General features: G+C 71.2%; 20 protein-coding genes. 6 read left to right on the forward strand and 14 right to left on the reverse strand.

Features of this window, described 5'->3' with window-relative positions:
• The first annotated feature begins 13 nt into the window (after positions 1 to 13).
• Positions 14 to 1,687 carry an FAD-binding dehydrogenase gene (locus ACKTSN_RS44485; RefSeq protein ID WP_409474249.1) on the forward strand — a complete coding sequence of 558 codons (1,674 nt, stop codon included), beginning with the start codon at positions 14 to 16 and terminating at the stop codon, positions 1,685 to 1,687.
• Positions 1,688 to 1,709: 22 nt separating this feature from the next.
• Here the strand turns inward: ACKTSN_RS44485 and ACKTSN_RS44490 are convergent, their stop codons facing one another.
• Complete coding sequence (locus ACKTSN_RS44490) at positions 1,710 to 2,060, reverse strand: DUF488 domain-containing protein (protein WP_409474250.1); 351 nt, start codon at positions 2,058 to 2,060, stop codon at positions 1,710 to 1,712.
• 222 nt (positions 2,061 to 2,282) lie between these two features.
• On the opposite strand from ACKTSN_RS44490, the gene ACKTSN_RS44495 reads away from it, so the two are divergent.
• Positions 2,283 to 2,732 (forward strand): DUF6098 family protein, encoded by a 450-nt coding sequence (locus tag ACKTSN_RS44495; RefSeq protein ID WP_409474251.1) that lies wholly within the window; start codon positions 2,283 to 2,285, stop codon positions 2,730 to 2,732.
• Positions 2,733 to 2,752: 20 nt separating this feature from the next.
• Here the strand turns inward: ACKTSN_RS44495 and ACKTSN_RS44500 are convergent, their stop codons facing one another.
• The gene (locus tag ACKTSN_RS44500) at positions 2,753 to 3,652 is read right to left on the reverse strand and encodes a LysR family transcriptional regulator ArgP (protein WP_409474252.1); all 900 of its coding nucleotides are present in this window, start codon (positions 3,650 to 3,652) and stop codon (positions 2,753 to 2,755) included.
• Positions 3,653 to 3,746: 94 nt separating this feature from the next.
• Here ACKTSN_RS44500 and ACKTSN_RS44505 point away from each other — a divergent pair, with 94 nt between their 5' ends.
• Entirely contained in the window at positions 3,747 to 4,364 is a 618-nt protein-coding gene (locus tag ACKTSN_RS44505) for a LysE/ArgO family amino acid transporter (protein ID WP_409474253.1), read from the forward strand.
• Between the two features lie 63 nt (positions 4,365 to 4,427).
• Here ACKTSN_RS44505 and ACKTSN_RS44510 read toward each other — a convergent pair whose 3' ends face one another.
• The 3 genes from ACKTSN_RS44510 to ACKTSN_RS44520 form a co-directional block, all read right to left on the reverse strand.
• Positions 4,428 to 4,883: a cyclic nucleotide-binding domain-containing protein gene (locus ACKTSN_RS44510; RefSeq protein ID WP_409474254.1), complete on the reverse strand. Its 456-nt coding sequence runs from the start codon at positions 4,881 to 4,883 to the stop codon at positions 4,428 to 4,430.
• A 293-nt stretch (positions 4,884 to 5,176) separates the two neighbouring features.
• The gene (locus ACKTSN_RS44515) at positions 5,177 to 6,655 is read right to left on the reverse strand and encodes an aminotransferase class I/II-fold pyridoxal phosphate-dependent enzyme (RefSeq protein ID WP_409474255.1); all 1,479 of its coding nucleotides are present in this window, start codon (positions 6,653 to 6,655) and stop codon (positions 5,177 to 5,179) included.
• 55 nt (positions 6,656 to 6,710) lie between these two features.
• Positions 6,711 to 6,932: a hypothetical protein gene (locus tag ACKTSN_RS44520; RefSeq protein ID WP_409474256.1), complete on the reverse strand. Its 222-nt coding sequence runs from the start codon at positions 6,930 to 6,932 to the stop codon at positions 6,711 to 6,713.
• Between the two features lie 185 nt (positions 6,933 to 7,117).
• Between ACKTSN_RS44520 and ACKTSN_RS44525 the strand changes: the two genes are divergently transcribed.
• Positions 7,118 to 7,531: an ATP-binding protein gene (locus tag ACKTSN_RS44525; RefSeq protein WP_409474257.1), complete on the forward strand. Its 414-nt coding sequence runs from the start codon at positions 7,118 to 7,120 to the stop codon at positions 7,529 to 7,531.
• 181 nt (positions 7,532 to 7,712) lie between these two features.
• The gene (locus tag ACKTSN_RS44530; RefSeq protein WP_409474258.1) at positions 7,713 to 8,576 is read left to right on the forward strand and encodes a SigB/SigF/SigG family RNA polymerase sigma factor; all 864 of its coding nucleotides are present in this window, start codon (positions 7,713 to 7,715) and stop codon (positions 8,574 to 8,576) included.
• A 48-nt stretch (positions 8,577 to 8,624) separates the two neighbouring features.
• On the opposite strand, the gene ACKTSN_RS44535 is transcribed toward ACKTSN_RS44530, so the two are convergent.
• From ACKTSN_RS44535 to ACKTSN_RS44545, 3 genes are all read right to left on the reverse strand, one after another.
• A complete protein-coding gene (locus tag ACKTSN_RS44535) occupies positions 8,625 to 10,001 on the reverse strand; it encodes an NAD(P)/FAD-dependent oxidoreductase (protein WP_409474259.1) in 1,377 nt (458 codons plus the stop codon).
• Between the two features lie 177 nt (positions 10,002 to 10,178).
• Positions 10,179 to 10,613: an ATP-binding protein gene (locus tag ACKTSN_RS44540; RefSeq protein WP_224736644.1), complete on the reverse strand. Its 435-nt coding sequence runs from the start codon at positions 10,611 to 10,613 to the stop codon at positions 10,179 to 10,181.
• A 117-nt stretch (positions 10,614 to 10,730) separates the two neighbouring features.
• Positions 10,731 to 12,662 (reverse strand): AMP-dependent synthetase/ligase, encoded by a 1,932-nt coding sequence (locus ACKTSN_RS44545; protein ID WP_409474260.1) that lies wholly within the window; start codon positions 12,660 to 12,662, stop codon positions 10,731 to 10,733.
• Positions 12,663 to 12,814: 152 nt separating this feature from the next.
• Between ACKTSN_RS44545 and ACKTSN_RS44550 the strand changes: the two genes are divergently transcribed.
• On the forward strand, positions 12,815 to 13,048 hold the full coding sequence (locus ACKTSN_RS44550; protein WP_409474261.1) for a DUF6480 family protein: 234 nt from the start codon (positions 12,815 to 12,817) through the stop codon (positions 13,046 to 13,048).
• Positions 13,049 to 13,054: 6 nt separating this feature from the next.
• On the opposite strand, the gene ACKTSN_RS44555 is transcribed toward ACKTSN_RS44550, so the two are convergent.
• From ACKTSN_RS44555 to ACKTSN_RS44580, 6 genes are all read right to left on the reverse strand, one after another.
• Positions 13,055 to 14,143, reverse strand: coding sequence for a glutamate--cysteine ligase 2 (locus ACKTSN_RS44555; protein ID WP_409474262.1), 1,089 nt, complete (start codon positions 14,141 to 14,143; stop codon positions 13,055 to 13,057).
• Between the two features lie 109 nt (positions 14,144 to 14,252).
• Positions 14,253 to 16,490, reverse strand: a complete 2,238-nt coding sequence (glgB, locus tag ACKTSN_RS44560) for a 1,4-alpha-glucan branching enzyme (RefSeq protein ID WP_409474263.1) — start codon at positions 16,488 to 16,490, stop codon at positions 14,253 to 14,255.
• A 4-nt stretch (positions 16,491 to 16,494) separates the two neighbouring features.
• Positions 16,495 to 17,877 (reverse strand): maltokinase N-terminal cap-like domain-containing protein, encoded by a 1,383-nt coding sequence (locus ACKTSN_RS44565; protein WP_409474264.1) that lies wholly within the window; start codon positions 17,875 to 17,877, stop codon positions 16,495 to 16,497.
• A 28-nt stretch (positions 17,878 to 17,905) separates the two neighbouring features.
• On the reverse strand, positions 17,906 to 19,624 hold the full coding sequence (gene treS / locus ACKTSN_RS44570) for a maltose alpha-D-glucosyltransferase (RefSeq protein WP_409474265.1): 1,719 nt from the start codon (positions 19,622 to 19,624) through the stop codon (positions 17,906 to 17,908).
• Positions 19,621 to 21,618: an alpha-1,4-glucan--maltose-1-phosphate maltosyltransferase gene (locus tag ACKTSN_RS44575; protein ID WP_409474266.1), complete on the reverse strand. Its 1,998-nt coding sequence runs from the start codon at positions 21,616 to 21,618 to the stop codon at positions 19,621 to 19,623. The genes treS and ACKTSN_RS44575 overlap by 4 nt, the downstream gene beginning before the upstream one ends.
• Positions 21,619 to 21,689: 71 nt before the next feature.
• Positions 21,690 to 21,986, reverse strand: coding sequence for a DUF5133 domain-containing protein (locus ACKTSN_RS44580; protein ID WP_409475079.1), 297 nt, complete (start codon positions 21,984 to 21,986; stop codon positions 21,690 to 21,692).
• Positions 21,987 to 22,291: the final 305 nt, after the last annotated feature.

Consider the following 22,291-nt stretch of genomic DNA (forward strand, 5'->3'; position numbering starts at 1 on the left):
AGGGACGGTCGCCATGGATGCCGACGTCATCGTCGTCGGAGCGGGACTCGCGGGCCTGGTCGCCGCGAGCGAACTGACCAGCCGGGGCCGCAGGGTCGCGCTGGTGGACCAGGAGAACGCCGCCAACCTCGGCGGACAGGCCTTCTGGTCCTTCGGCGGGCTGTTCCTCGTCGACTCTCCGGAGCAGCGGCGTCTGGGTATCAAGGACTCCTTCGACCTGGCCTGGAACGACTGGCAGGGCAGCGCCCAGTTCGACCGGGTGGACGACGAGGACTCCTGGGCGGTGCGCTGGGCGCGCGCGTACGTCGAGTTCGCGGCCGGCGAGAAGCGGGCCTGGCTGGACGGGCACGGCATCAAGTTCCTGCCCGCCGTGGGCTGGGCGGAGCGCGGCGACCTGCGCGCCCACGGCCACGGCAACTCCGTGCCCCGCTTCCACATCGCCTGGGGCACCGGCACGGGCGTCGTCGAGCCGTTCGCCCGGTACGCCAAGCAGGCCGCGAGCGACGGGCTGCTCACCTTCTACCACCGGCACCAGGTCGACGAGCTCGTGCTCGAGGACGGCGCGGCGCGCGGCATACGCGGCACGGTCCTGGCCGACGACGACTCATCCCGCGGTGTCGCCTCCAACCGCGACCGCGTCGGCGAGTTCGAGCTCACCGCCCAGGCCGTGATCGTCACCACCGGCGGCATCGGCGCCAGCCACGAGATCGTGCGCCGCTACTGGCCCGAGCGCCTCGGCACCCCGCCCACCGAGATGGTCACCGGCGTCCCCGCGTACGTCGACGGACGGATGCTCGACATCAGCGCGGAGGCGGGCGTACGGCTGGTCAACCGCGACCGCATGTGGCACTACACCGAGGGCCTGCAGAACTGGGACCCGATCTGGCCCGGCCACGGCATCCGCATCCTGCCCGGGCCGTCCGCCATGTGGTTCGACGCGCTCGGCCGCCGCCTGCCCGACCCGTGCCTGCCGGGCTACGACACCCTCAGCACCCTCAAGTACCTGCGCACCGAGGCGGACATCGCCGGCTACGACCACTCCTGGTTCATTCTCAGCCAGAAGATAATCGAGAAGGAGTTCGCACTGTCGGGCTCCGAGCAGAACCCCGACATCACCGCCAAGGACCGCGCCGGGTTCCTGAAGGAGCGGGTGCTCGGCAAGGGCGCCCCGGGCCCCGTGGCGGCGTTCCTGCGCAACGGCGCGGACTTCGTGACCGCCCCGAACCTTGAGCAACTGGTCGAGAAGATGAACCAGTTGACGGACAAGCCGCTCCTGGACGCGGAAGGCATCCGGCGCCAGATCGAGGCCCGCGACCTGCAGATCACCAACCCCTACAGCAAGGACGCCCAGGTGCAGGGCATCCGCAACGCCCGCCGCTACATCGGTGACCGCCTCGGCCGGGTCGCCACCCCGCACCGCATCCTCGATCCGGCGGCCGGCCCCCTGATCGGCGTCAAGCTGCACGTCCTGACCCGCAAGACCCTTGGCGGCATCCAGACCGACCTCGACTCCCGCGCGCTGGGAGCGGACGGGACGCCCATCGACGGTCTATACGCGGCCGGTGAGGTCGCCGGCTTCGGCGGCGGCGGCGTCCACGGCTACAACGCGCTGGAGGGCACCTTCCTCGGCGGCTGCCTCTTCTCGGGGCGCGCGGCGGGCCGGGCGGCCGCACGGCAGACCGCCTGAGGCACACCGACGGCCCGTCTCCTCACTCCTGAAGGAGGCAGGCCAGTACCGCCGCATGGCTCTGCTCCGGGGACTTGGCGGCGGTCAGCAGCGTCACCGTCGCCCCGCGTGCCGACGCGCGCAGCCGGTCGAGGAGCTCGGCCGCCTCGGGCTCGGTCAGCTCGGCCTCGTAGCGGCGTGCGAACTCCTCGTACGACCCCTCGCCCGCGTGGTACCAGCGGCGCAGTTCGGTGGACGGGGTGAGGGCCTTCGGCCACTCGTCCACGTGGGCCGCGTCCTTGGCCAGGCCGCGCGGCCAGAGGCGGTCGACCAGGACGCGCACGCCGTCCTCGGCTTCCGGCGGTTCGTAGATGCGGCGCACACGGACACTCACGTTCGGGGCCTTTCTCCCGGCGGCTCGTGCCGGGAGCGTACGCCGGGCGGGTGGGAGCAGCCGTGGAACCCGGAGGGTGCCTCACCTGACTGGACCCTGGACGCCGGGGGAGGTGCCCCGCCCGACGAGTCCGGCCCCGAGCGACCGGAGGCTCCCCGTCCGATTCCATCGGCCTCGTGCGGGTACTCCGGTCGCCGGACGGGCGCACAGGGAGGTCAGGACATGGGCGCATCGGACGATCTGCCGGTCGTACGCACACTCGCCGACCTCGCCGGCCTCGTACAGCGGCACCGGGGCCTGTACGTCCGCTGGTCGCGCGGCCCCGGGACCGACCTCCCGAGGGACTCCAGCACCGACGATCTGACGGGCGTGCCCATGTCCGGGCTGTCGGCCAACCCGCTCGACATGGAGGAGTGGTGGGAGGGGCGGCCCGTGGAGCTATGGGTGGCCCGTCGCCTGCACGACTACGCGCACCTGCCGCACGACAAGGGCCCCGGCGTCCGGCCCTGGGTCCTCAAGGGCCGGGAGACGGCCCGTGGCCCCGACAACGAGCCCCTCGTGACACAGGCCCGTCCGATGTGCTGGGTCGATTCCCGGGTGATCGACGAGGCACGGGCCGAGGTGGCCCGCCAGGAGAACGCCTGGGGGCCGCTGCGCCGCAGCGGACGCTGACCCCCTGGGGCGTGGGCTCCTCAGCGCGGGCGCAGGGTTTGCACGGCTGTGGCCGTCACGGCGTCCGCCACCGCCGCGAGGGCGGGCGAGTCCAGTTTCCACTGCTGCCAGTACAGCGGAACGTCCACCGCGCGGTCGGGGGCGAGCTGGACCAGGCGGCCGGAGCGCAGCAGCGGGTCGGCCTGGACCTCGGGCACCACGCCCCAGCCGAGGCCCGCGGCGACGGCTTCGACGAAGCCGTCCGAGGTGGGCACGAAGTGCCGTACCGGGCTCGCGCCGCCCCTGCCACGCCGCAGCCGGCGGACGAAACCGTCCTGGAGGTCGTCCCGCCGGTCGAAGACCACGACCGGCGCCTGAGCGAGCGTCTCCCGCAGCTCTCCGTCGAGATGCCGCTCGGCGAAGTCCGGGCGGGCCACGGCGACGTAGCGCATCGTGCCGAGCGCGCGCACGGAACACCCCGTCACGGGAACCGACGACGACGTCACCGCCGCCATCACCAGCCCTTCGCGCAGCAGCGCCGCGGTGTGGTCCTGGTCCTCGCGGCGCAGTTCGAAGCAGAGCCGCAGCTCCTCGGGGACGCGGGTGAGCGCCGGCAGGAACCAGGTCGCCAGCGAGTCGGAGTTCACCGCGATCGACACACGGGTCGCCTCCCCGGCGCCGCTCATGCCGAGCTCGGCGCGCGCGTCCCGCTCCAGCCGGGCCAGCTGGCGCGCCAGCCGCACCACGACCTCCCCCGACTCCGTCGGCCGCACCGGTTTCGTCCGCATCAGCAGGATCCGTCCGGTGCGCTGCTCCAGGGCCTTCACCCGCTGACTGACCGCCGACGGCGTCACATGCAGGGCGGCCGCCGCCGCGTCGAAGGTGCCCTCGTCCACGACCGCGAGCAGGGTCTGCACCTGGTCGAGAGGAAGCTCCGTCATCACCCGCTCCGCTCCTGAGGGCCATTACGATGGCTAAGGATACGTAAGAATCTTTAGCTGTACCTCCAGACGTCGTTTCCCTAGCGTCGATGGCATGTCCCACACCCTGACCGCCGCGGCCGCCGGATTCGGCACCGGCCTCTCGCTCATCGTCGCCATCGGCGCCCAGAACGCCTTCGTCCTGCGCCAGGGCGTCCGCCGAGAGGCGATCCTCGCCGTCGTCGGCATCTGCGCACTGTCCGACGCCCTCCTGATCGCCCTCGGCGTCGGCGGTGTCGGCGCAATGGTGGTGGCCTGGCCCGGAGCGCTGACCGTGGTGGGCTGGATCGGCGGGGCGTTCCTGCTCGGCTACGGCGCCCTCGCCGCCCGCCGTGCCCTCAAGCCCGGACAGGAAGCCCTGCGTACGGAGGGCGAGACCGCCGGGTCGCGTCGGCGGGCGGTGCTCACCTGTCTGGCGATGACCTGGCTCAACCCGCACGTCTACCTCGACACCGTGTTCCTGCTCGGGTCCGTCGCCGCCGACCAGGGTCCGCTGCGCTGGACGTTCGGCATCGGTGCCGCGGTCGCCAGCCTCTGCTGGTTCGCCGCGCTCGGCTTCGGGGCCCGGCTGCTCGGCCGCTGGCTGACCCGGCCCGCCGCCTGGCGGGTGCTGGACGGACTCGTCGCCGCAACCATGATCGTCCTTGGCGTCACGCTCATCGCCGGCAGCTGACCGCGCGGCGCGAGCGCCCGCACCGGTCCGGCCACCGCGGCGCGGCCGGCGGCGTCTGATCCCCTACAGGCCGCTGCGCCGGTGGAGCGAGTACTGCTCCATCAGCTGGCCGCGGGTCATCTCCAGCCGGTACGCGAGGATCTCGGCGACGATCCGCACCAGCGTCATGCCGAGCTGCGGATCCTCCTCGCACAGCTCGAGCACGGGCTGCGCCTCGAACTCGTAGGCGCGTACGGGGCTGAAGGCCTCCGCGCCGAAGTCCCACTGGTGCGGCGGGAACAGCCAGGACCAGCCCAGCAGATCGCCCGAGCCGAGAGTGGCGACGGTCACCCGCTGCAGCGACGTCACCTGCTGGTCGAGCGAGACCGCCCCGGAACGGATGACCCAGAAACGGTCGGCCGTGCCGCCCGCCTCGAAGATCCGGGTGTCCTCGGGGAAGGACACCTCCCGGCCGAGCGCCATCAGTCGCCCGCGCTGCGGCGGGGGAAGGGCGGTCAGCAGTTTCGTCGCTTTGGTCATGGCGCGGAGCTCCTCGCCGGCGATCGGTCCCGGTGCTGTTCCTATGCCCATTTCAGCCGCTGAGGGCGCGCGGAGCACCTCGGCGAACCCAGAAATTCCGCCCGATCCGGCGGTTGCCGCAACGCGGACATGAAAGAGCCCTGGCTGGACGGGGGAAGCCAGCCAGGGCCGTTGGCGGTGATGTACGGAGGACGATGCGGTCGACTCCGTCACCACGTATGAATGAACGATAAACCATCACAGGGTGTAGTCCGAACACGGAACCGGGTCCCGTGAGCTGTTTCACTTCGGCCTCACTGCTCCTGTGAGGTCACGACGCGGATCGTGTCCAGTTCCGGGTCGCTGGGGTCGGGCAGGTTCATCCCGGAGGCCAGCCCCGAGCGCAGGTACCGCAGCACCGGCTCGGTGAGCCGTTCGCCGGGCAGGACGGCCGGGATGCCCGGTGGGTAGGGCGTGACCATCTCCGCCGCCACCCGGCCGGCCGCCTCGGCCACGGGCACGTTCTCGGCCGGACCGAAGAACGCGTCGCGCGGCAGACGGTCCTGCGTCATCCGGAGCCCGGACGGCGACGGCACCTCCACCTGCGGGGCGGGCCCCAGGTCGGGCGCGGCGGCCGCGAGGTCTTTGAGCGCGGCGAGCAGTTCGCCGGTGGTCTCGTGGTCGTCGGCGTGGGTGAGCTGTGCGCCGATGCGGCGGTGGTCGGCCAGGTGCGTCTCGATGTTGCGGAACCCGCGCAGCCAGTCGGCTGCCTGGTACCCGGTGATGCCCAGCCCGTCCACCTCGATGATCACGGGCAGCGGGTCGAAGTCGTCGGCCTTTCCCCGGCCGCAGAAGTCGGCACGGTCGTTGACGTGCATCCCGTCGATCTCCTCGATGGCGGCCCGGACGTGGGCGGCGAGGTCGAGGGCGGCACCCAGGAGCTCCCACCCGTGCAGCACCATCTGCCGGCGCCAGCCGTCGAGCCCGGCGAGGATCAGCACCGACGGGCTGGTCGTGCCCAGCAGGTCGGCCCGCATCCCGAGCAGTTCGGGTGGCACCAGGTCGCCCTGCAGATGGAAGACGGAGCCCTGTTCGAGACCGCTGCCCATCTTGTGGATGCTCGTGACACAGATGTCGGCGCCCGCGTCCATCGCCCAGGACGGCAGCTCCGGGTGGAACGGCAGATGCGCACCCCACGCCTCGTCGACGATCAGCGGAACCGGCCGCCGGTGACAGACCTCGGCGACCGCCCGCAGATCCGCACAAGAGCCGTACGGCGTCGGACTGGTGACCAGCGCGCCCTTGGCGTCGGGATGCTCGGCGAACGCCCGGTCGAACGCCGCGGCGGACGGCGGATGCGCGAGATGCCGCTCGGCGTCCCAGCGGGGCTCGACCCACACAGGCTCGATACCGGACAGGATCAGCCCCGACACCACGGACTTGTGCGCGTCCCGCCCGATCAGCAGCCGCTCGTGCGGACCGGCGACGGCCAGCATCGCCGCCTTCACGGACAGGGAACTCCCGCACGTGCTGAAGAACGTGTGCTCGGCGTGGACGGCGTCCGCCATCAACTCCTGGGCACGCTGCAGTACTCGGCCCCGAGTGAGCCGGTCGTCGAGGCCGCCCGACGCCAGCACGTCACCGAGGAACACCGCGTCACCCAGTACCTGGCGCACCGCAAGATCGGCGCCACGAGCCTGCTTGTGCCCGGGCGGCGTGAACGACAACCGCCCGGTGCGCCGGTATTCGGCGAGGGCTTCCAGGACGGGGGCGCGGGTGTGATCGACGGCCATGGCAGCCGGGTTCCCGACATCGCCGACCGCAAATCACCCCGTGCACGGCGCCCGCTCAGCCGACCTCGGCGTGCCTGCCGGGGGTGAGGATCTCGTCCAGCACCCTGAGCACCACCTCGTAGGCCAGCCGCCGTACGGCCGCGTCCCGGGCTCCGTCCGGGTCGCCCGCCGCCAGGGCGTCGCTGCGCGCCCGCCACGCGCGTTCCTCCTGTTCCGCACAGGCCCTGCCGCGCTGGATGCGCCGCAACAGCTCGTCTGAGTCCACGACATCGGTCATGTCCTCCGCGTACCCCCGTGTTCCGCTTCGATGGCCGGGTGCGCGGGCTTCCGGCGACTTGTTCCGGCTGGTTTGGCGGGCCCCTCAGGGGTGAGCCGAACAGTGTGGGCGGCACGGCCGGACGAAAGCCCGTTTTCTTCGACTCGGTGGTGTCCTTCCCGGTCGATCAGTCAGGGAGCGAAGAAGTGAGCGCGCAGCACTGGACCGAGCCCGCAGGCAGCGCAACGTGCCGTCCGGCCGATGTCCGCCGGGCGGTACGGCATGCGGTGGCGAGCCGCTGCCGGGTCACCGGCATCCCGTGCGACGAGGACGCCCTCGAGGACGCCCTGCTCGTGGCGTCGGAACTGACGTCCAACGCCATCCTGCACGGCGGCGGTGTCACCGACGTCGCTGTCGATGTGGACGGGCGGGAGGTGCGGGTCTCCGTCAGTGACCGCAGCGACCGGCTGCCGGTGGTCACGGCGCCGATCGACGCGCAGGGGAGGCGTCGGTCAGGGGGCCGTGGCTGGCCGATCGTGTGCCGGCTGGCGCGGGACGTGCGGGTGGCGGGACTGCCCTCGGGCGGCAAACGCATCACCGCCGTGGTGCCGTTGGGCTGACCGGTCTTCGCCGTCGTGGCGTTTGTTCTCGCGGTGGCAGGGCAGATGCATTCTCGTGCTTCGGACCGGAGGCGCACCAGCGGGGAGCGGTATGCGCTCCCGGGTCTCCGGGACCCGGATCGGCGCCCTTCCCGCGGTAGTCCCTGAAGTCCCTGAAAAGACCGTTCAGGAGCGATTCCGCATGCCCATCGATACGTCGACAAGCCGTTCTGGCACGTCCGACCACTCCGCCGCGCACCACCGGCGGTGCCATGACGACGCTCCCGACACCACCCACCTCTTCACCCAACTGCACACCCTGGAGGACGGCCCCGAGCGGGATGCCGTCCGCGATGAACTCGTCAGCGCATGGCTGCCCATGGCCCACCGCATCGCCGGCCGGTTCCGCGACCGCGGCGAATCCCTCGAGGACCTCCGTCAGGTGGCCGCGCTCGGGCTGGTCAAGGCCATCGACCGCTACGACCCGGCCCGGGGCGCCTTCGAGAGCTACGCCGTGCCCACCATCACCGGCGAGGTCAAGCGGCACTTCCGGGACCGGATGTGGGCCCTGCGCGTGCCCCGCCGAGTCCAGGAGCTGCGCAACAAGGTACGGGTCGCCCGCCGGGAACTGGCCCAGAGCCCGGGCTCGCCCGAGCCCACCGTCGCCGACATCGCGGCGCACAGCGGGCTGACCGAGGACGAGGTCTCCACCGGAGTGGAGGCGCTGGAGAGCTTCAGCACCCTCTCGCTCGACGCCGAACTCTCCACCGACGACGAGGGCTACAGCCTCGCCGACACGCTCGGCGCGCCGGACGGCTCGTACGACGTCGTGGTCGACCGCGAGTCGGCCAAGGAGAGTCTGCGCAATCTGCCGGAACGCGAGCGCGCCATCCTCTACATGCGCTTCTTCGAGGACATGACGCAGAGCCGTATCGCCGACCGGCTGGGCATCTCCCAGATGCATGTCTCACGCCTGATCAGCCGAAGCTGCGCCCGCGTGCGCAACGAGGCCCTCGGGCACAGGAGGGCCCGACGCAGGACCCGTCACCACTCGGCGGCGGCCTGACCCGACACGTCGCCGGCCGGGCGACCGCGAGGGAACGGCGGCGGGCCGTCACCCCGCCGCCGTGTCCTTCCCCTCGATGTGCGCCCGGACCTGCTCCGGCGTCAGATACGAGTCGCTGTACACGAAGTCCTTGAGTTTGGCGGACCGGTGGGCCGTGAGACCGGTGCGGACGAAATCGTCGCCGGCGACCGCGTTGAGCAGCCAGTTGGTCATGACGCGAGTCTTGGCGACGTTGGTGCGCAGTGCCGACCAGTGGTAGCCGCGGGCGACGGCCTGGGCGGGCAGGCCGCGCAGTTCGACGCCGAGCGGCTTGGAGACCGCGTCGCGGCCGCCGAGGTCGACGACCAGGCCCAGGTCCTTGTGGACGTACGGCTGCATCGGTTCGCCCCGCAGCGTCGCGATGACGTTGTCGGCGACCTTCTTGCCCTGGCGCAAGGCGTGCTGGGCCGTGGGCGGACAGATCGCGCCCTCCTCGCCCTTGGCCTTGTCGGGCACCGCGGCGGCATCGCCGAGCGCGAACACGCCGTCGTGTCCCGGCAGGTTCATCTCGGCGGTGACGGCGAGCCGCCCGCGCACCGTCTCCGCGCCGAGCGTGGCGATCAGCGGGCTCGCGACGACGCCCGCCGTCCAGATCAGCGTGTGGGTGGGGACCACCCGCCCGTTGGTGAAGGTCACCTCCTCGGGGCCGGCCTTGGCGATCGAGACGCCGAGGGAGATGTCGATGCCGCGCCCGCGCAGCACTTCCTGCGCGCTGCGGCCGAGCTTCTCGCCCAGCTCGGGCATCAGCTTGGGGGCGATGTCGATCAGGTGCCACTTGATCAGGTGCGGATCCAGCCGGGGGTAGCGCTTGACGGCGTTGTGGGTGAGGCGCTGCAGGCAGGCGGCCGTCTCGGTGCCCGCGTAACCGCCGCCGACGACCACGAACTGCAGCCGGGAGGCGCGCTCGGCGGGGTCATGGCTGGCGTCGGCGAGGTCGAGCTGGGAGATGACGTGGTCGCGGATGTAGGCGGCCTCGGCGAGCGACTTCATGCCGAAGGCGTTGTCGACGAGCCCCGGGATGTCGAACGTCCGGGTGACGCTCCCGGGAGCCAGCACGATGTAGTCGTACGGCTCGTCGACGAGCTCGTCCGTGACGGTGCGGATGACGCAGACCTTGGCCTTCAGGTCCACGCCGATCGCTCCGCCCGGGATGATCCGCGTGCGGTACTTACGGCTGCGGCGCAGGGACAGGGCGATGGACTGGGGGGTCAGCACACCGGAGGCGACCTGGGGCAGCAACGGCAGATAGAGCTGGTAGGCGAACGGTGTCACCAGGGTGACGGCGGCCTCGTCGGGTGAGAGTCGGCGTTCCAGGCGCCGTACGCACTCCACTCCCGCGAAGCCCGCGCCCACCACCAGGATCCTGGGTCGTGTCACGATGTCCATCCCTTCCGCGGTTCCGGGGCGGTCTGCCTCGACGCCATGCGCGTGCCCTGGATCGTGGCTTCACACCTCATCGATCCCACCGTGCCCTCAGCCGCTGCGCCAGTCGGGCGCGGCAGGCAGACGAACGGCTGGAGACCAGCATGCCCGTTCGGACCGTGAATCGCGCCGGGCGGACGCTCACCAGGGCAGGAACGCGTGCACATCCTTGCCCTGGTCGGCGGTCACCACACTGACCTGGTCGCACAGCGCGTGGATCAGATGCCAGCCGATGCCTCCGCCGCCCTGGCTCGGACGGAACGGACGCGGAGCGGGCCGCGTGGTGCTGGTGTCGTGCAGGGTGACATGCACTCCGTCGTAGGTGCGGCGCATCCGCAACTGGAACGGACCCGGGGCGTACTGGACCGCGTTGGCGGCCAGCTCGGTGACCACCAGCAGGACGTCGTCCCACTGTTCGCGGGAGGACGGCGGCACGACGCGCGCGAGGTCGCTCAGGAACCTCTCCGCGGCCAGGCGCGCACCCGTGACGTCGTGCGGCCCACCCGCGAAGCCCGTCGTGCGGCTCGGGATGCCCTGGGCAGCCAGTGTGTCGTCCCAACGCGGCTCGGTTGCCATGTCGCCTTTCCAGCCCTTCCTGTTCCAGGGCTGTCCCCGTGTCTCCTGCGCCCCCAGTTCTGCGGGTTCCCGGGGGACGCCGACCCTACGCGTCCGACGGCGGGCCGGTCGGCGAGCTCATCGGAAGACGTTGTCCGAGTCGTCCAAGCCGTCCAAGCCGTCCAAGCCGTCCAAGCCCGACAGATCGTCCGCCGCGCCCAGCCGGGGCGGTCGCGAGCGCGCCTGGTACATCGCGTCGATCTCCACCGCGTAGCGCTGCACGATCGCATCCCTGCGCAGCTTCATCGAGGGTGTCAGCAGCCCGTTCGCCACGTCGAACGGCTCCGGCAGCACGCGGAACACCCGGATGGACTCCGAGCGCGACACCGTGCTGTTCGCCGCGGCGACCGCCCGCGCGACCTCCTCGCGCAGCGCGTTCTCCTCCCGGGCCTCCCGCAACGGCGTGTCGCCCTGCATGATCAGACCCGCCCGCCAGTGCACGAGGAACTCCGGGTCCAGGGTGATCAGGGCCCCCACGCACGGACGGTTGTCGCCCACGACGACCGCCTGGTGGATGAGCGGATGCATCCGCAGCCGCTGCTCCAGCGCCGTCGGCGCGACACTCTTGCCGCTGCTGGTGATGATGACGTCCTTCTTGCGGCCGGTGATCGTCAGATAGCCCTCGGAGTCCAGCCGGCCGAGGTCGCCGGTGGCCAGCCAGCCGTTCCTCAGCGCGGCCGCCGTCGCGGCCGGGTCGTTGACGTAGCCCTGGAACACCGACGGCCCGCGCACCAGGATCTCCCCGTCCGCGGCCACCTCGAGCTCCATGCCCGGCAGCGCCTGCCCGACGGTGCCCGACTTCTCCCGGCCCAGCGGCTGCATGGTGACCGCGGCGCCGGTCTCGGTCAGCCCGTACCCGTCGTGCACGTACATGCCGATGCCCTCGTAGAAGAGGGACAGTTCACGGCTGAGCGGCGAGCCTCCCGACGTCCCCCGGGCCGCCCTTCCGCCCAGCGCGGCCCGCAGCCTGCGGTACACCGTCCGCTCGTACAGCGCGTGCTGCAGCCGTAGATCCAGACCGGGTCCCGACCCCCGGCCCAGCCGCTGCCGCTCGGTGGCCGTGGCGAAGTCCCGGGCGGTCTCCGCGGCCCGCTCGAACAGCGCGCCGCGGCCCGCCTGCTGGGCCGTCCGAAGGAAGTTCTTGTAGATCTTCTCGAAGACCGACGGTACGGCGTAGAAGTACGTGGGCCGGAACGAGCGCAGCGCCGACGACAGCGACTGAGGGCTCACATCGGGTTCAAGGCCCATCAGCAGGCCCCCGCGGACGCACAGGCCCTGGATCATCAGGCCGTACACATGGGAGAAGGGGAGGAAAGCGAGAACCCGCCCCTGCTCCCCGGGGGGTGCCGCCGTGTGGCCCCAGCCCGCGAGGAGGGTGTCGCAGGGACTGGCCAGGTTCCGATGGCTCAGCGCACAGCCCAGCTGACGGCCCGACGTGCCCGAGGTGTAGGCGATCACCGCGGTGGAGTCCGGCAGCACGATCCGGCGCAGCGAGTCGACCGTCGCCGACGGGATGAACTGGCCGCGCGCGGCAAGCTCCTCCAGAGCGCCCGCGTCCAGCTGCCACACCTGCCGCAGGGACCCGAGCGTCGCACACACGGACCCGACCGTCATCACGCCCTGCTCGTCCTCGACCACCACGGCCACACAGCCCGCGTCCCGGAGGATCCACTCGACCTGCTCGCGCGACGACGTCGGATAGATCGGCACGACCTCCGCGCCCACCGCCCACAGGGCGTAGCTGAGCACCGTCCACTCGTAACGGGTCCGGGCCATGATCGCCACGCGGTGGCCCGGGGAGATGCCGGACGCGACCAGACCCTTGGCCAGATCGACCACTTCGTCCCGCAGTTCGACCGCGGTGACCTCCTCCCAGACAGTGGAGGCGGCGTCGGGGCGGCGTGCGATCAGCGGCAGGGTCGGATTGCGGGCCGCCGTCTCGAAGAGGCTGTCGGCGAGCCCGCCGGTCAGCGGCGAAACGCTCGGGGGAGCGAGGGCGAAGTCGCGCATGCGCTGCTCCTGATGTGTACGGGCTGTGACCCCGCCGACGAGAACTGTTATCGACGGTGGTCGAATCTAGCCCAGGTGAGACCGGTTCGTGCCAGGAACGGAGAACTGAACCCGTCCTGATGATCTCGGCGTGTTCGGGGGACTCGGAGGGCATGAGTCACACCAATCCCGATCCGGAGCCCGAGCGCACGACAGGCCTGGAACCGGGCGGCGGCGTACCCCCAGGGGAAACCCCACCCGCGGAGAGCAGCCTGCCCGGCGCGGGCCCCCGGGAGACGCACAACCCGACCAAGGGCTGGGCCAAGGGCCCGCTCACACTGATCATCGTTCTCGCCGTGCTGGTCGCGGCCTTCTTCCTGGCGTACGGCGTGGTGCTGATGCTGTAGGGCCTGTCACGTCTGGGTGTGGCGTACGCACTCGACGACGACGTCCCGCAGGCTGCCCGTCCGCTTCAGCAGCTCGCGCTGCACCCGGGCGCCGTTGCCGCGCCGCAGCAGCCTGTCGCAGGACTCCTGCGCCCGGTCGAGGTCCCCGCTGTCGGCGAGCGCCTCCCCGACGTGTTCCAGCAGCGCCCGTACGACCGTCTCGGCGGGCGCCGGCCGCATCACCGCCGGGTGCAGCAGCACCTCCGTCAGCCCCGAGCGGGCGGCCCGCCAGGCGGCCAGCCGCAGCAGGCTCACGCTGTGATCGGCCGGTTCCCGGCCCGCCCGCCACTCGCGCGCCGCCGTCTCCACGAGCCCTCGGGCGAGGGTCGCGACGAGGACGGCGGTCTCCGCGTGCAGACAGACGTCCGCGACCCGGATCTCGACCGTGGGGTAGTTCCGGGACAGGCGGGCGTCGAAGTAGGCCATCGCCTCGTCGAGGATGGTGCCGGTGGCCAGCATGTCCGCGACCCGCTGGTGATACCGCTGTGCCGAGCCGAAGATCTCCGTCGGTCCGGCCGACGGCCAGCGCTGCCAGACCCGGCTGCGATAACTGCTGTAGCTGGTGTCCTTGCCCTGCCAGAAGGGGGAGTTGGCGCTCAGCGCCGACAGCACCGCGAGCCAGGGCCGCACCCGGTCGACGACGGCGACGCCCTCCTCGTCGGACTCGACGCAGACATGGACGTGGCAGCCGAGCACAAGCTGTTCCTGGGTGGCGATCCCGTACTGCTCCTCCATCCACTGGTAGCGGCGGTGGATACCGACGGCGGGGCTGACCGGCAGCGGCGACGTGGCGAGCGCCGCGACCGCGCACCCGATCTTCCCGGCATGCCGGGCTGCCTCCTTGCGGCAGCGGACGATCTCCGCGCCCAGGTCGCCCATGTCCGACTGCGGGTGTGTGGCGAACTCCAGCATCTGCTCATGGAGTTCCTTCTCGAACACGTCCTGGTCCACGTCGTCCTGAGCGACCCGGGCGAGCACCGCGCCGGACCGGGCCCGCGCCTCTCCGGTCTCCGGGTCCACCAGGAGGAGCTCCTCCTCCACTCCGACCGTGCGCACGTCAAGCGGCCCTTCGACGACCCTCTACGACCACGGGGGACATCCCGTCGTACGTCCCCCGACTGCCCCGGAAGGCCGCCCGGACACCTGTAGCCCGGAAACCGCCCCGTCAGGACGGCCGCAGCCAGACCGTGGCCAGCGGCGGCAGGGTCAGCCGGATGCTCGCCGGACGGCCGTGCGAGCCCTCCGCCTCCGCCTTGACCGGGTCGGGCCGGGTGATGTCGCTGCCGCCGTAGCGGGCGGCGTCGGTGTTGAGGATCTCCTGCCAGGCGGGGATGTCGCCGGGGACGCCGAGACGGTGGTCGTGGCGGACGACCGGGGAGAAGTTCGACACCGCCAGCAGGGGCGTGCCCGCGGCGTCGTACCGCAGGAACGCGAAGACGTTGTCGTCGGCCGCCTCGCACTCCACCCACTGGAAACCGGCCGGGTCGGTGTCGCGCTGCCAGAGGGCCGGGATACGCAGGTAGTGCGCGTTGAGGTCGCGGACCAGGTCCTGGATCCCGCGGTGATCACCCGCGGCGCAGTAGTCCGGGTCGAGGAGCCACCACTCCGGGCCGTGCGCCTCGGACCATTCCCCGCCCTGGGCGAACTCCTGGCCCATGAAGAGCAGTTGCTTGCCCGGATGGGCCCACATGAAGCCCAGATACGCGCGGTGGTTGGCGCGCCGCTGCCACCAGTCGCCGGGCATCTTCGACACCAGGGCCTGCTTGCCGTGGACGACCTCGTCGTGCGAGATGGGCAGCACGTAGTTCTCGCTGTAGGCGTAGATCATCGAGAAGGTCATCTCGTGGTGGTGGTACTTGCGGTGGATCGGCTCCTTGCTCATGTACTCCAGCGAGTCGTGCATCCAGCCCATGTTCCACTTCAGCCCGAAGCCCAGTCCGCCGCTGTCGGTCGGCCGGGTCACCCCGCCCCAGGCGGTGGACTCCTCCGCGATCGTCACCACGCCCGGCGCCCGCCGGTACACGGTCGCGTTCATCTCCTGCAGGAACGCCATCGCGTCCAGGTCCTCCCGCCCGCCGAAGGCGTTCGGCGTCCACTGGCCGGGCTCGCGCGAGTAGTCGAGGTACAGCATCGACGCCACCGCGTCCACGCGCAGACCGTCGATGTGGAACTCCTCGCACCAGTACACGGCGTTGGCGACCAGGAAGTTGCGCACCTCGGTCCGCCCGAAGTCGAACTCGTACGTCCCCCAGTCCGGATGCTCGGCCCGCTGCGCGTTCCCCGGCTCGTACAGCGGATCCCCGTCGAACCGGGCCAGCGCCCAGTCGTCCTTCGGGAAGTGCGCCGGAACCCAGTCCATGATCACGCCGATGCCCGCCCGGTGCAGGGAGTCGACGAAGAACCGGAAGTCGTCCGGGCTGCCGAGCCGCGCGGTCGGCGCGTAGTACGAGGTGACCTGGTAGCCCCAGGAGCCGCCGAAGGGGTGCTCGGCGACCGGCATCAGCTCGACGTGCGTGAAGCCGAGGTCCTTGACGTACGGCGGCAGCTGCTCGGCGAGTTCACGGTACGTCAGTCCCGGCCGCCAGGACGGGAGGTGGACCTCGTAGACGGAGAACGGCGCCTCGTGGACCGGGGTGTCCGCGCGGTGGGACAGCCACTCCTGGTCGCCCCACTCGTAGTGCGAGGCCGTCACGACGGACGCCGTCGCGGGCGGCACCTCGGTGCGGCGCGCCATCGGGTCGGCCTTCAGGAACCGGCCGCCGTACTGGGACGTGATCTCGAACTTGTAGCGGCTTCCCTCGCCGATGCCCGGCAGGAACAGCTCCCACACACCCGACGCGCCCATCGACCGCATCGGGAACGCCGTCCCGTCCCAGCAGCAGAAGTCCCCGGTGACGCGGACGCCGCGGGCGTTGGGCGCCCACACGGTGAAGCGGGTGCCGGTGACGCCCTGGTGGGTCATCGGCTCGGCGCCGAGCGCCTGCCACAGCTGCTCGTGCCGGCCCTCCCTGATCAGATGCAGATCGAGCTCGCCCAGGGCGGGCAGGAAGCGGTACGGGTCATGGACCTCGTGCTCCGCGTCCTCGTACGCCACCAGAAGCGTGTAGTCGGGGATCGTCTTTGTCGGCAGTACGCCGGAGAACAGGCCGTCACCCTCCGAGACGAGGCCGATGCGCTTGCCGTCGACCAGCACGCTCACCGCGCGGGCGAACGGCCGCAGCGCCCGCACGGCGATCCCGCCGGGGACGGGGTGCGCGCCGAGCAGGGCGTGCGGGTCGTGGTGGGAGCCGGCCAGCAGGCGCTCCCGGTCGGCCGGGTCCAGGGGCGGGGCGCTCCCGCCCGCCTTCCGTGCGGGCGGGAGCGGGCCCGAGGGCTCCGGGATTGAGATGTCGCGCAGCGCCACGGCTTCAGTCTCCTCTCACGGCGAGTCGTTCGATCGCCGCCATCGGTACGGGGAGCCAGTCCGGACGGTGCCTGGCTTCGTAGAGCACCTCGTAAACGGCCCGGTCGGTCTCGTAGGCCCGGAGCAGGCCGTGCTTCTTTCGCGGGTCCCAGCCGGCCCGGGCGGCATAGCCCGCGCAGTAGGCCTCCCGGCACCGGCGCGCCCACCGCGGACGCCACGGGCGGCGCTGGCGGGCCGCGTAGTCGAAGGAACGCAGCATCCCCGCGATGTCCCGGACGGGCGACTGGGCGCTGCGCCGCTCGGCGAGCGGGCGGGACGGTTCGCCCTCGAAGTCGATGACGAACCACTCACGGCCCGCCCGCAACACCTGCCCCAGGTGCAGATCGCCGTGGATCCGCTGGGCGGGCGGCCCCGGATCGCAGGTCAGCAGGGCGCTGAACGCGGACCGCAGCCCGGGCACGAACGGCCGCAGCCCCGGCACGCTGTGCGCCGCGTCGTCCAGCCGGTCGGTCATCGCGGCCGCCGTACGGCCGTTCTCGCAGCGCCCGCCGGACGGGAAGGCCACGGCCAGCGCGAGGTGCACCTCCGCGGTGGCCCGGCCCAGCTCACGGGCCTGGGAGGTGAAGTCGTCGCCGGTGCCGAGCGCGTGCAGGGCCAGCGTCCAGCCGTCGGAGGCGTCCCGCAGGAAGGGCTGCAGCACGCCGAGTGTCGCCTTCTGCGGCTGGGTCGTCCGGAACCAGGCCACGGGAGCCGGGACCCGGTCGCAGCCCTGCCCGGCCAGCGCGCCCGGCACCTCCAGGTCGGGGTTGACGCCGGGTTGGATGCGCCGGAAGACCTTCAGAATGAACTCGTCGCCGTACACCAGTGAGGAGTTCGACTGTTCGGCGTCCAGCACGCGGGGCACCAGACCGGCCGGGACCGCCTTGGCCGGGTCGGCCTCGAAGCGCAGGGGCCCCGCCGTGCCGGGGTGCCGCAGCCGCTCCAGGAGCAGCTGCGCCGTCCGGGGGTCCTGCAGGGCGTCGTAGACCGTCATGTCGGCCAGCGGGCCCTGGTGGACGCGGCCGATCAGGGCCCGGCCGAGGCGTGGTGAGGCGTGCTCGCGGATCCCGAGGAGCAGCTGGTAGCAGTCGCCGGGCGGGGGAGTGCCGCCGGGGGCGGGCACCCCCGCGAGACCGGCGTGGCCGCCCGTGTGACCGGCGTGCACCAGAAGATGCAGACAGCCCGGGAACAGCTCCGTCAGCGACAGCAGGCGCAGGTCGGTGACGGGCCGGTCCTTGCCGGCGAACCAGCGCTGCCGGGGCAGCCATTCGCGCAGCAGCCCGTCCAGCGAGGCCATGGACTGCGTGAGCTCATACCTGCTGGGGCGGAGAGTTGCGGTCTTCGTCATGGTGACGCCTCCTTTCGTCGGCGCACTCTCACAGCCGTCTGGCGATGCGAGATGCGACGCGGACGAGCCGGAACCAGTAGAAGCCGTGGCCCCCCAGGGTCAGCAGGTACGGCAGTTCGCCGATGGCGGGGAAACGGACCCCGCCGAACAGCTCGACCGGATGGCGGCCGCTGAACTCGCGCAGGTCCAGCTCGGTCGGCTGGGCGAAACGGGCGAAGTTGCTCACACACAGCACCAGGTCGTCCTCGTACTCCCGCAGGAACGCCAGTACGGCCGGGTTGGAAGACTGGAGTTCGGTGTACGAGCCGAGACCGAAGGCGGGGTTCTGCTTGCGGATCTCGATCATCCGGCGGGTCCAGTGCAGCAGCGACGACGGCGACGCCATGGACGCCTCGACGTTGGTGACCTGGTAGCCGTAGACCGGATCCATGATCGTGGGCAGGTAGAGGCGGCCCGGATCGCAGGTGGAGAAGCCCGCGTTGCGGTCCGGGGTCCACTGCATCGGGGTGCGTACCGCGTCGCGGTCGCCGAGCCAGATGTTGTCGCCCATGCCGATCTCGTCGCCGTAGTACAGGATCGGCGAGCCGGGCAGCGACAGCAGCAGGGCGGCGAACAGCTCGATCGTGTGGCGGTCGTTGTCCAGCAGGGGGGCGAGTCGGCGGCGGATGCCGATGTTGGCGCGCATACGCGGGTCCTTGGCGTACTCCGCGTACATGTAGTCGCGCTCTTCGTCGGTGACCATCTCGAGCGTGAGCTCGTCGTGGTTGCGCAGGAAGATGCCCCACTGACAGCCGGACGGGATGGCCGGGGTCTTGGCCAGGATTTCCGAGACCGGATAGCGGGACTCCCGGCGGACGGCCATGAAGATCCGCGGCATGACCGGGAAGTGGAACGCCATATGGCATTCGTCGCCGCCGGCGCGGAAGTCGCCGAAGTAGTCGACCACGTCCTCGGGCCACTGGTTGGCCTCCGCCAGCAGGACCGTGTCCGGGTACAGCGCGTCGATCTCGCGGCGGACCCGTCTGAGGAACTCGTGGGTGGCCGGCAGGTTCTCGCAGTTGGTTCCCTCCTCGGCGTACAGGTAGGGCACGGCGTCCAGCCGGTAGCCGTCGATGCCCAGGTCCAGCCAGAAGCGGAGAGCGGCCAGGATCTCCTCCTGTACGGCCGGGTTCTCGTAGTTGAGGTCCGGCTGGTGGGAGAAGAACCGGTGGAAGAAGTACTGGCCGCGGACCGGGTCGTACGTCCAGTTCGAGGACTCGGTGTCGACGAAGATGATGCGGGCGTCCTGGTACTGCTTGTCGTCGTCGGCCCACATGTAGTAGTCCCCGTAGGGGCCGTCGGGGTCCTTGCGGGACTCCTGGAACCACGGGTGCTGGTCGCTGGTGTGGTTCATGACGAAGTCGATGATGACGCGCATACCGCGCTGGTGGGCGGCGTCGACGAACTCCACGAAGTCGGCCAGGTCACCGAAGTCCGGCAGCACGGCGGTGTAGTCGGAGACGTCGTAACCGCCGTCGCGCAGCGGCGACTTGAAGAACGGCGGGAGCCACAGGCAGTCCACGCCGAGCCACTGCAGATAGTCGAGCTTGGCGGTCAGGCCCTTGAGGTCGCCGATGCCGTCGCCGTTGCTGTCCTGGAAGGAGCGGACCAGAACCTCGTAGAAGACGGCGCGCTTGAACCACTCCGGGTCACGGTCCTTGGCGGGCGTGTCCTCGAAGGTGTCCGGGACGGGCTCGTTGACAGTCATGACGCTGCTGGCCCTCCGTTCTGCGGCGCGGCGGGCGACCGCTGGACGTGGAACACGTGGGCCGGGGCCCTGCCGGGTTCCAGGCGCACATAGTTGGCGCTGCCCCAGTGATAGGTCTCGCCGGTGAGCTCGTCGCGCACCGGCACCGACTCGTGCCAGTCCAGGCCGAGTTGCGGCATGTCCAACGAGACCGTGGCCTCCTGGGTGTGGTGGGGGTCGAGGTTCGCGACCACCAGAACGATGTCGGTGCCCGTGCGTTTGCTGTACGCGATGAGTGCGTCGTTGTCGGTCCGGTGGAAGCGGAGGTTCCTGAGCCGGCGGAGTGCGGGGTGCTCCCTGCGGATGGTGTTGAGCTTGGTGATGAGGGGGGTGATGGTGCGTCCCTCGCGTTCGGCGGCGTCCCAGTCGCGGGGCTTGAGCTGGTACTTCTCCGAGTCCAGGTACTCCTCGCTGCCCTCGCGCAGCGGCGTGTTCTCGCACAGCTCGTAGCCCGAGTACACCCCCCACGTGGGCGACAGGGTCGCGGCGAGGACCGCGCGGACCTCGAACGCCGGGCGGCCGCCGTGCTGCAGGTAGGCGTGCAGGATGTCGGGCGTGTTGACGAAGAAGTTCGGCCGCATGTAGGCCGCCGCCTCACCCGACAGCTCCGTCAGATACTCCGTCAGCTCCTGCTTGGTGGTGCGCCAGGTGAAGTACGTGTACGACTGCTGGAACCCGATCTGCGCCAGGGTGTGCATCATCGCCGGCCGGGTGAACGCCTCCGCCAGGAAGACCACATCCGGGTCCGTGCGGTTGACGTCCGCGATCACCCGCTCCCAGAACACCACCGGCTTGGTGTGCGGATTGTCCACCCGGAAGATCCGCACCCCGTGCGCCATCCAGTGCCGCAGCACCCGCACCGTCTCCGCGACCAGGCCGTCCATGTCCCGGTCGAACGCGATCGGATAGATGTCCTGGTACTTCTTCGGCGGGTTCTCCGCATACGCGATCGACCCGTCGGGGCGGTGACGGAACCACTCCGGGTGCTTGTCCACCCACGGATGATCCGGCGAACACTGCAACGCGAAGTCCAGCGCCACCTCCAGACCGTGCGCCCGCGCCTGGGCCACGAACCAGTCGAAGTCTTCGATCGTGCCCAGCTGCGGGTGCACGGCGTCGTGCCCGCCCTCCGGCGAGCCGATCGCCCACGGCACCCCCACGTCCTCGGGGGCGGGGGACAGGGTGTTGTTGCGGCCCTTGCGGAAGGTGCTGCCGATCGGGTGGATCGGCGGCAGGTACACCACGTCGAAACCCATCCCGGCGATCACCGGCAGCCGGCGCGCGGCCGTGCGGAACGTGCCGTGCGCCCGCTCCGCCGTGCCCTCGGAGCGCGGGAAGAACTCGTACCACGACCCGAACAGCGCCCGCTCCCGCTCCACCAGCAGCGGCAGCGGCTCGCAGGCCGTCACCAACTCCCGTAGCGGATACCGCGCCAGCACACCGTCCACCTCCGGCGTCAACGCCGCCGCAAGGCGCGTCGCGACCGGAAGCGAATCGTCCCGCAGGGCCCTTGCCGCGTCCAGCAGCACCGTGCGTGCCGTCCGCTCGGGCACGTCGTCGGCGGCCCGCTCGTACAGGTTCGCGCCCTCCTCGAGGACCAGGCCGGTGTCGATTCCGGCCGGGACCTTGATCCGGGCGGTCCGGCGCCAGGTGGTGAGCGGATCGCTCCAGGCCTCCACGGTGTACGTCCAGCGGCCCTCGGTGTCCGGGGTGACCTCGGCCCCCCAGCGGTCGGTGCCGGGGGCGAGTTCACGCATCGGCGTCCACGGGCCGGGGCGGCCCTGCGGATCCCGCAGGACGACGTTGGCGGCGACCGCGTCGTGCCCCTCGCGGAACACGGTGGCGGTGACCTGGAACGTCTCTCCAGGCACTGCCTTCGCCGGGCGCCTGCCGCCGTCCACCGCCGGGTGGACGTCCCGTACCGGGATGCGGCCGATGGCCGCGGTCGTACTCATGGGTCTCACCTCCGTCGTACTCATAGCCGGGCCCCTGGGGCCCGGCTCGGGATCCTGCACCGGAAAGGGGACTACCGCCTTGCCCGGGAACGCCGACCCGACGGGGGTCCCCGCCGGTGGACTCGGGTCGGGCGCGGACGGCCGTGCTGCTCCAGCAGGTAGGTGGCCTGGCTGGTGCGCAGATAGCGCTCGGCCGCCTCGGCCGCCTCGCGCGCGCAGCGCTTTCCCATCAGTACGCAGAGGGTGTAACCCGAGTCCTCGAAGGTGGCCCGCACCGTGCGGTCGGCGGGGGCCGCGAGCATCACGCGCTCCCAGGCCCGGTACCGCCGCAGCTGCCGGGCGACTTCGGCTCTGGCGGGTAGCAGCATCATGGCGCCGTGTCACCTTCCGGGCGCTCGATGGGCACGTTCCCGACGGTCGGGCCGGCGGCCGTGCGCACGGCGACACGGATCCGTTGCGGCGATCGAGGCCTTCACTCATAGTGCATGCACGGCGACCCAGCGTCTTGTTAGAGCTTCAACAACCTCGGTGTGTTGTGCTCGTGTTGCACGAATGGACTAGCGGCCGCACTGTTAAGGGTGACTCAGAAGCGATCAGCGCTCACGCTTCGTGTTCGGGGGTCGGCCCGCTAGGGCGAGGAGGAGCGAGAGCCTCGCCGGTGAGGAGCCACGAC

The sequence above is a fragment of the Streptomyces flavusporus genome, assembly GCF_046267975.1.
GTDB classification, from domain to species: Bacteria; Actinomycetota; Actinomycetes; order Streptomycetales; family Streptomycetaceae; genus Streptomyces; species Streptomyces flavusporus.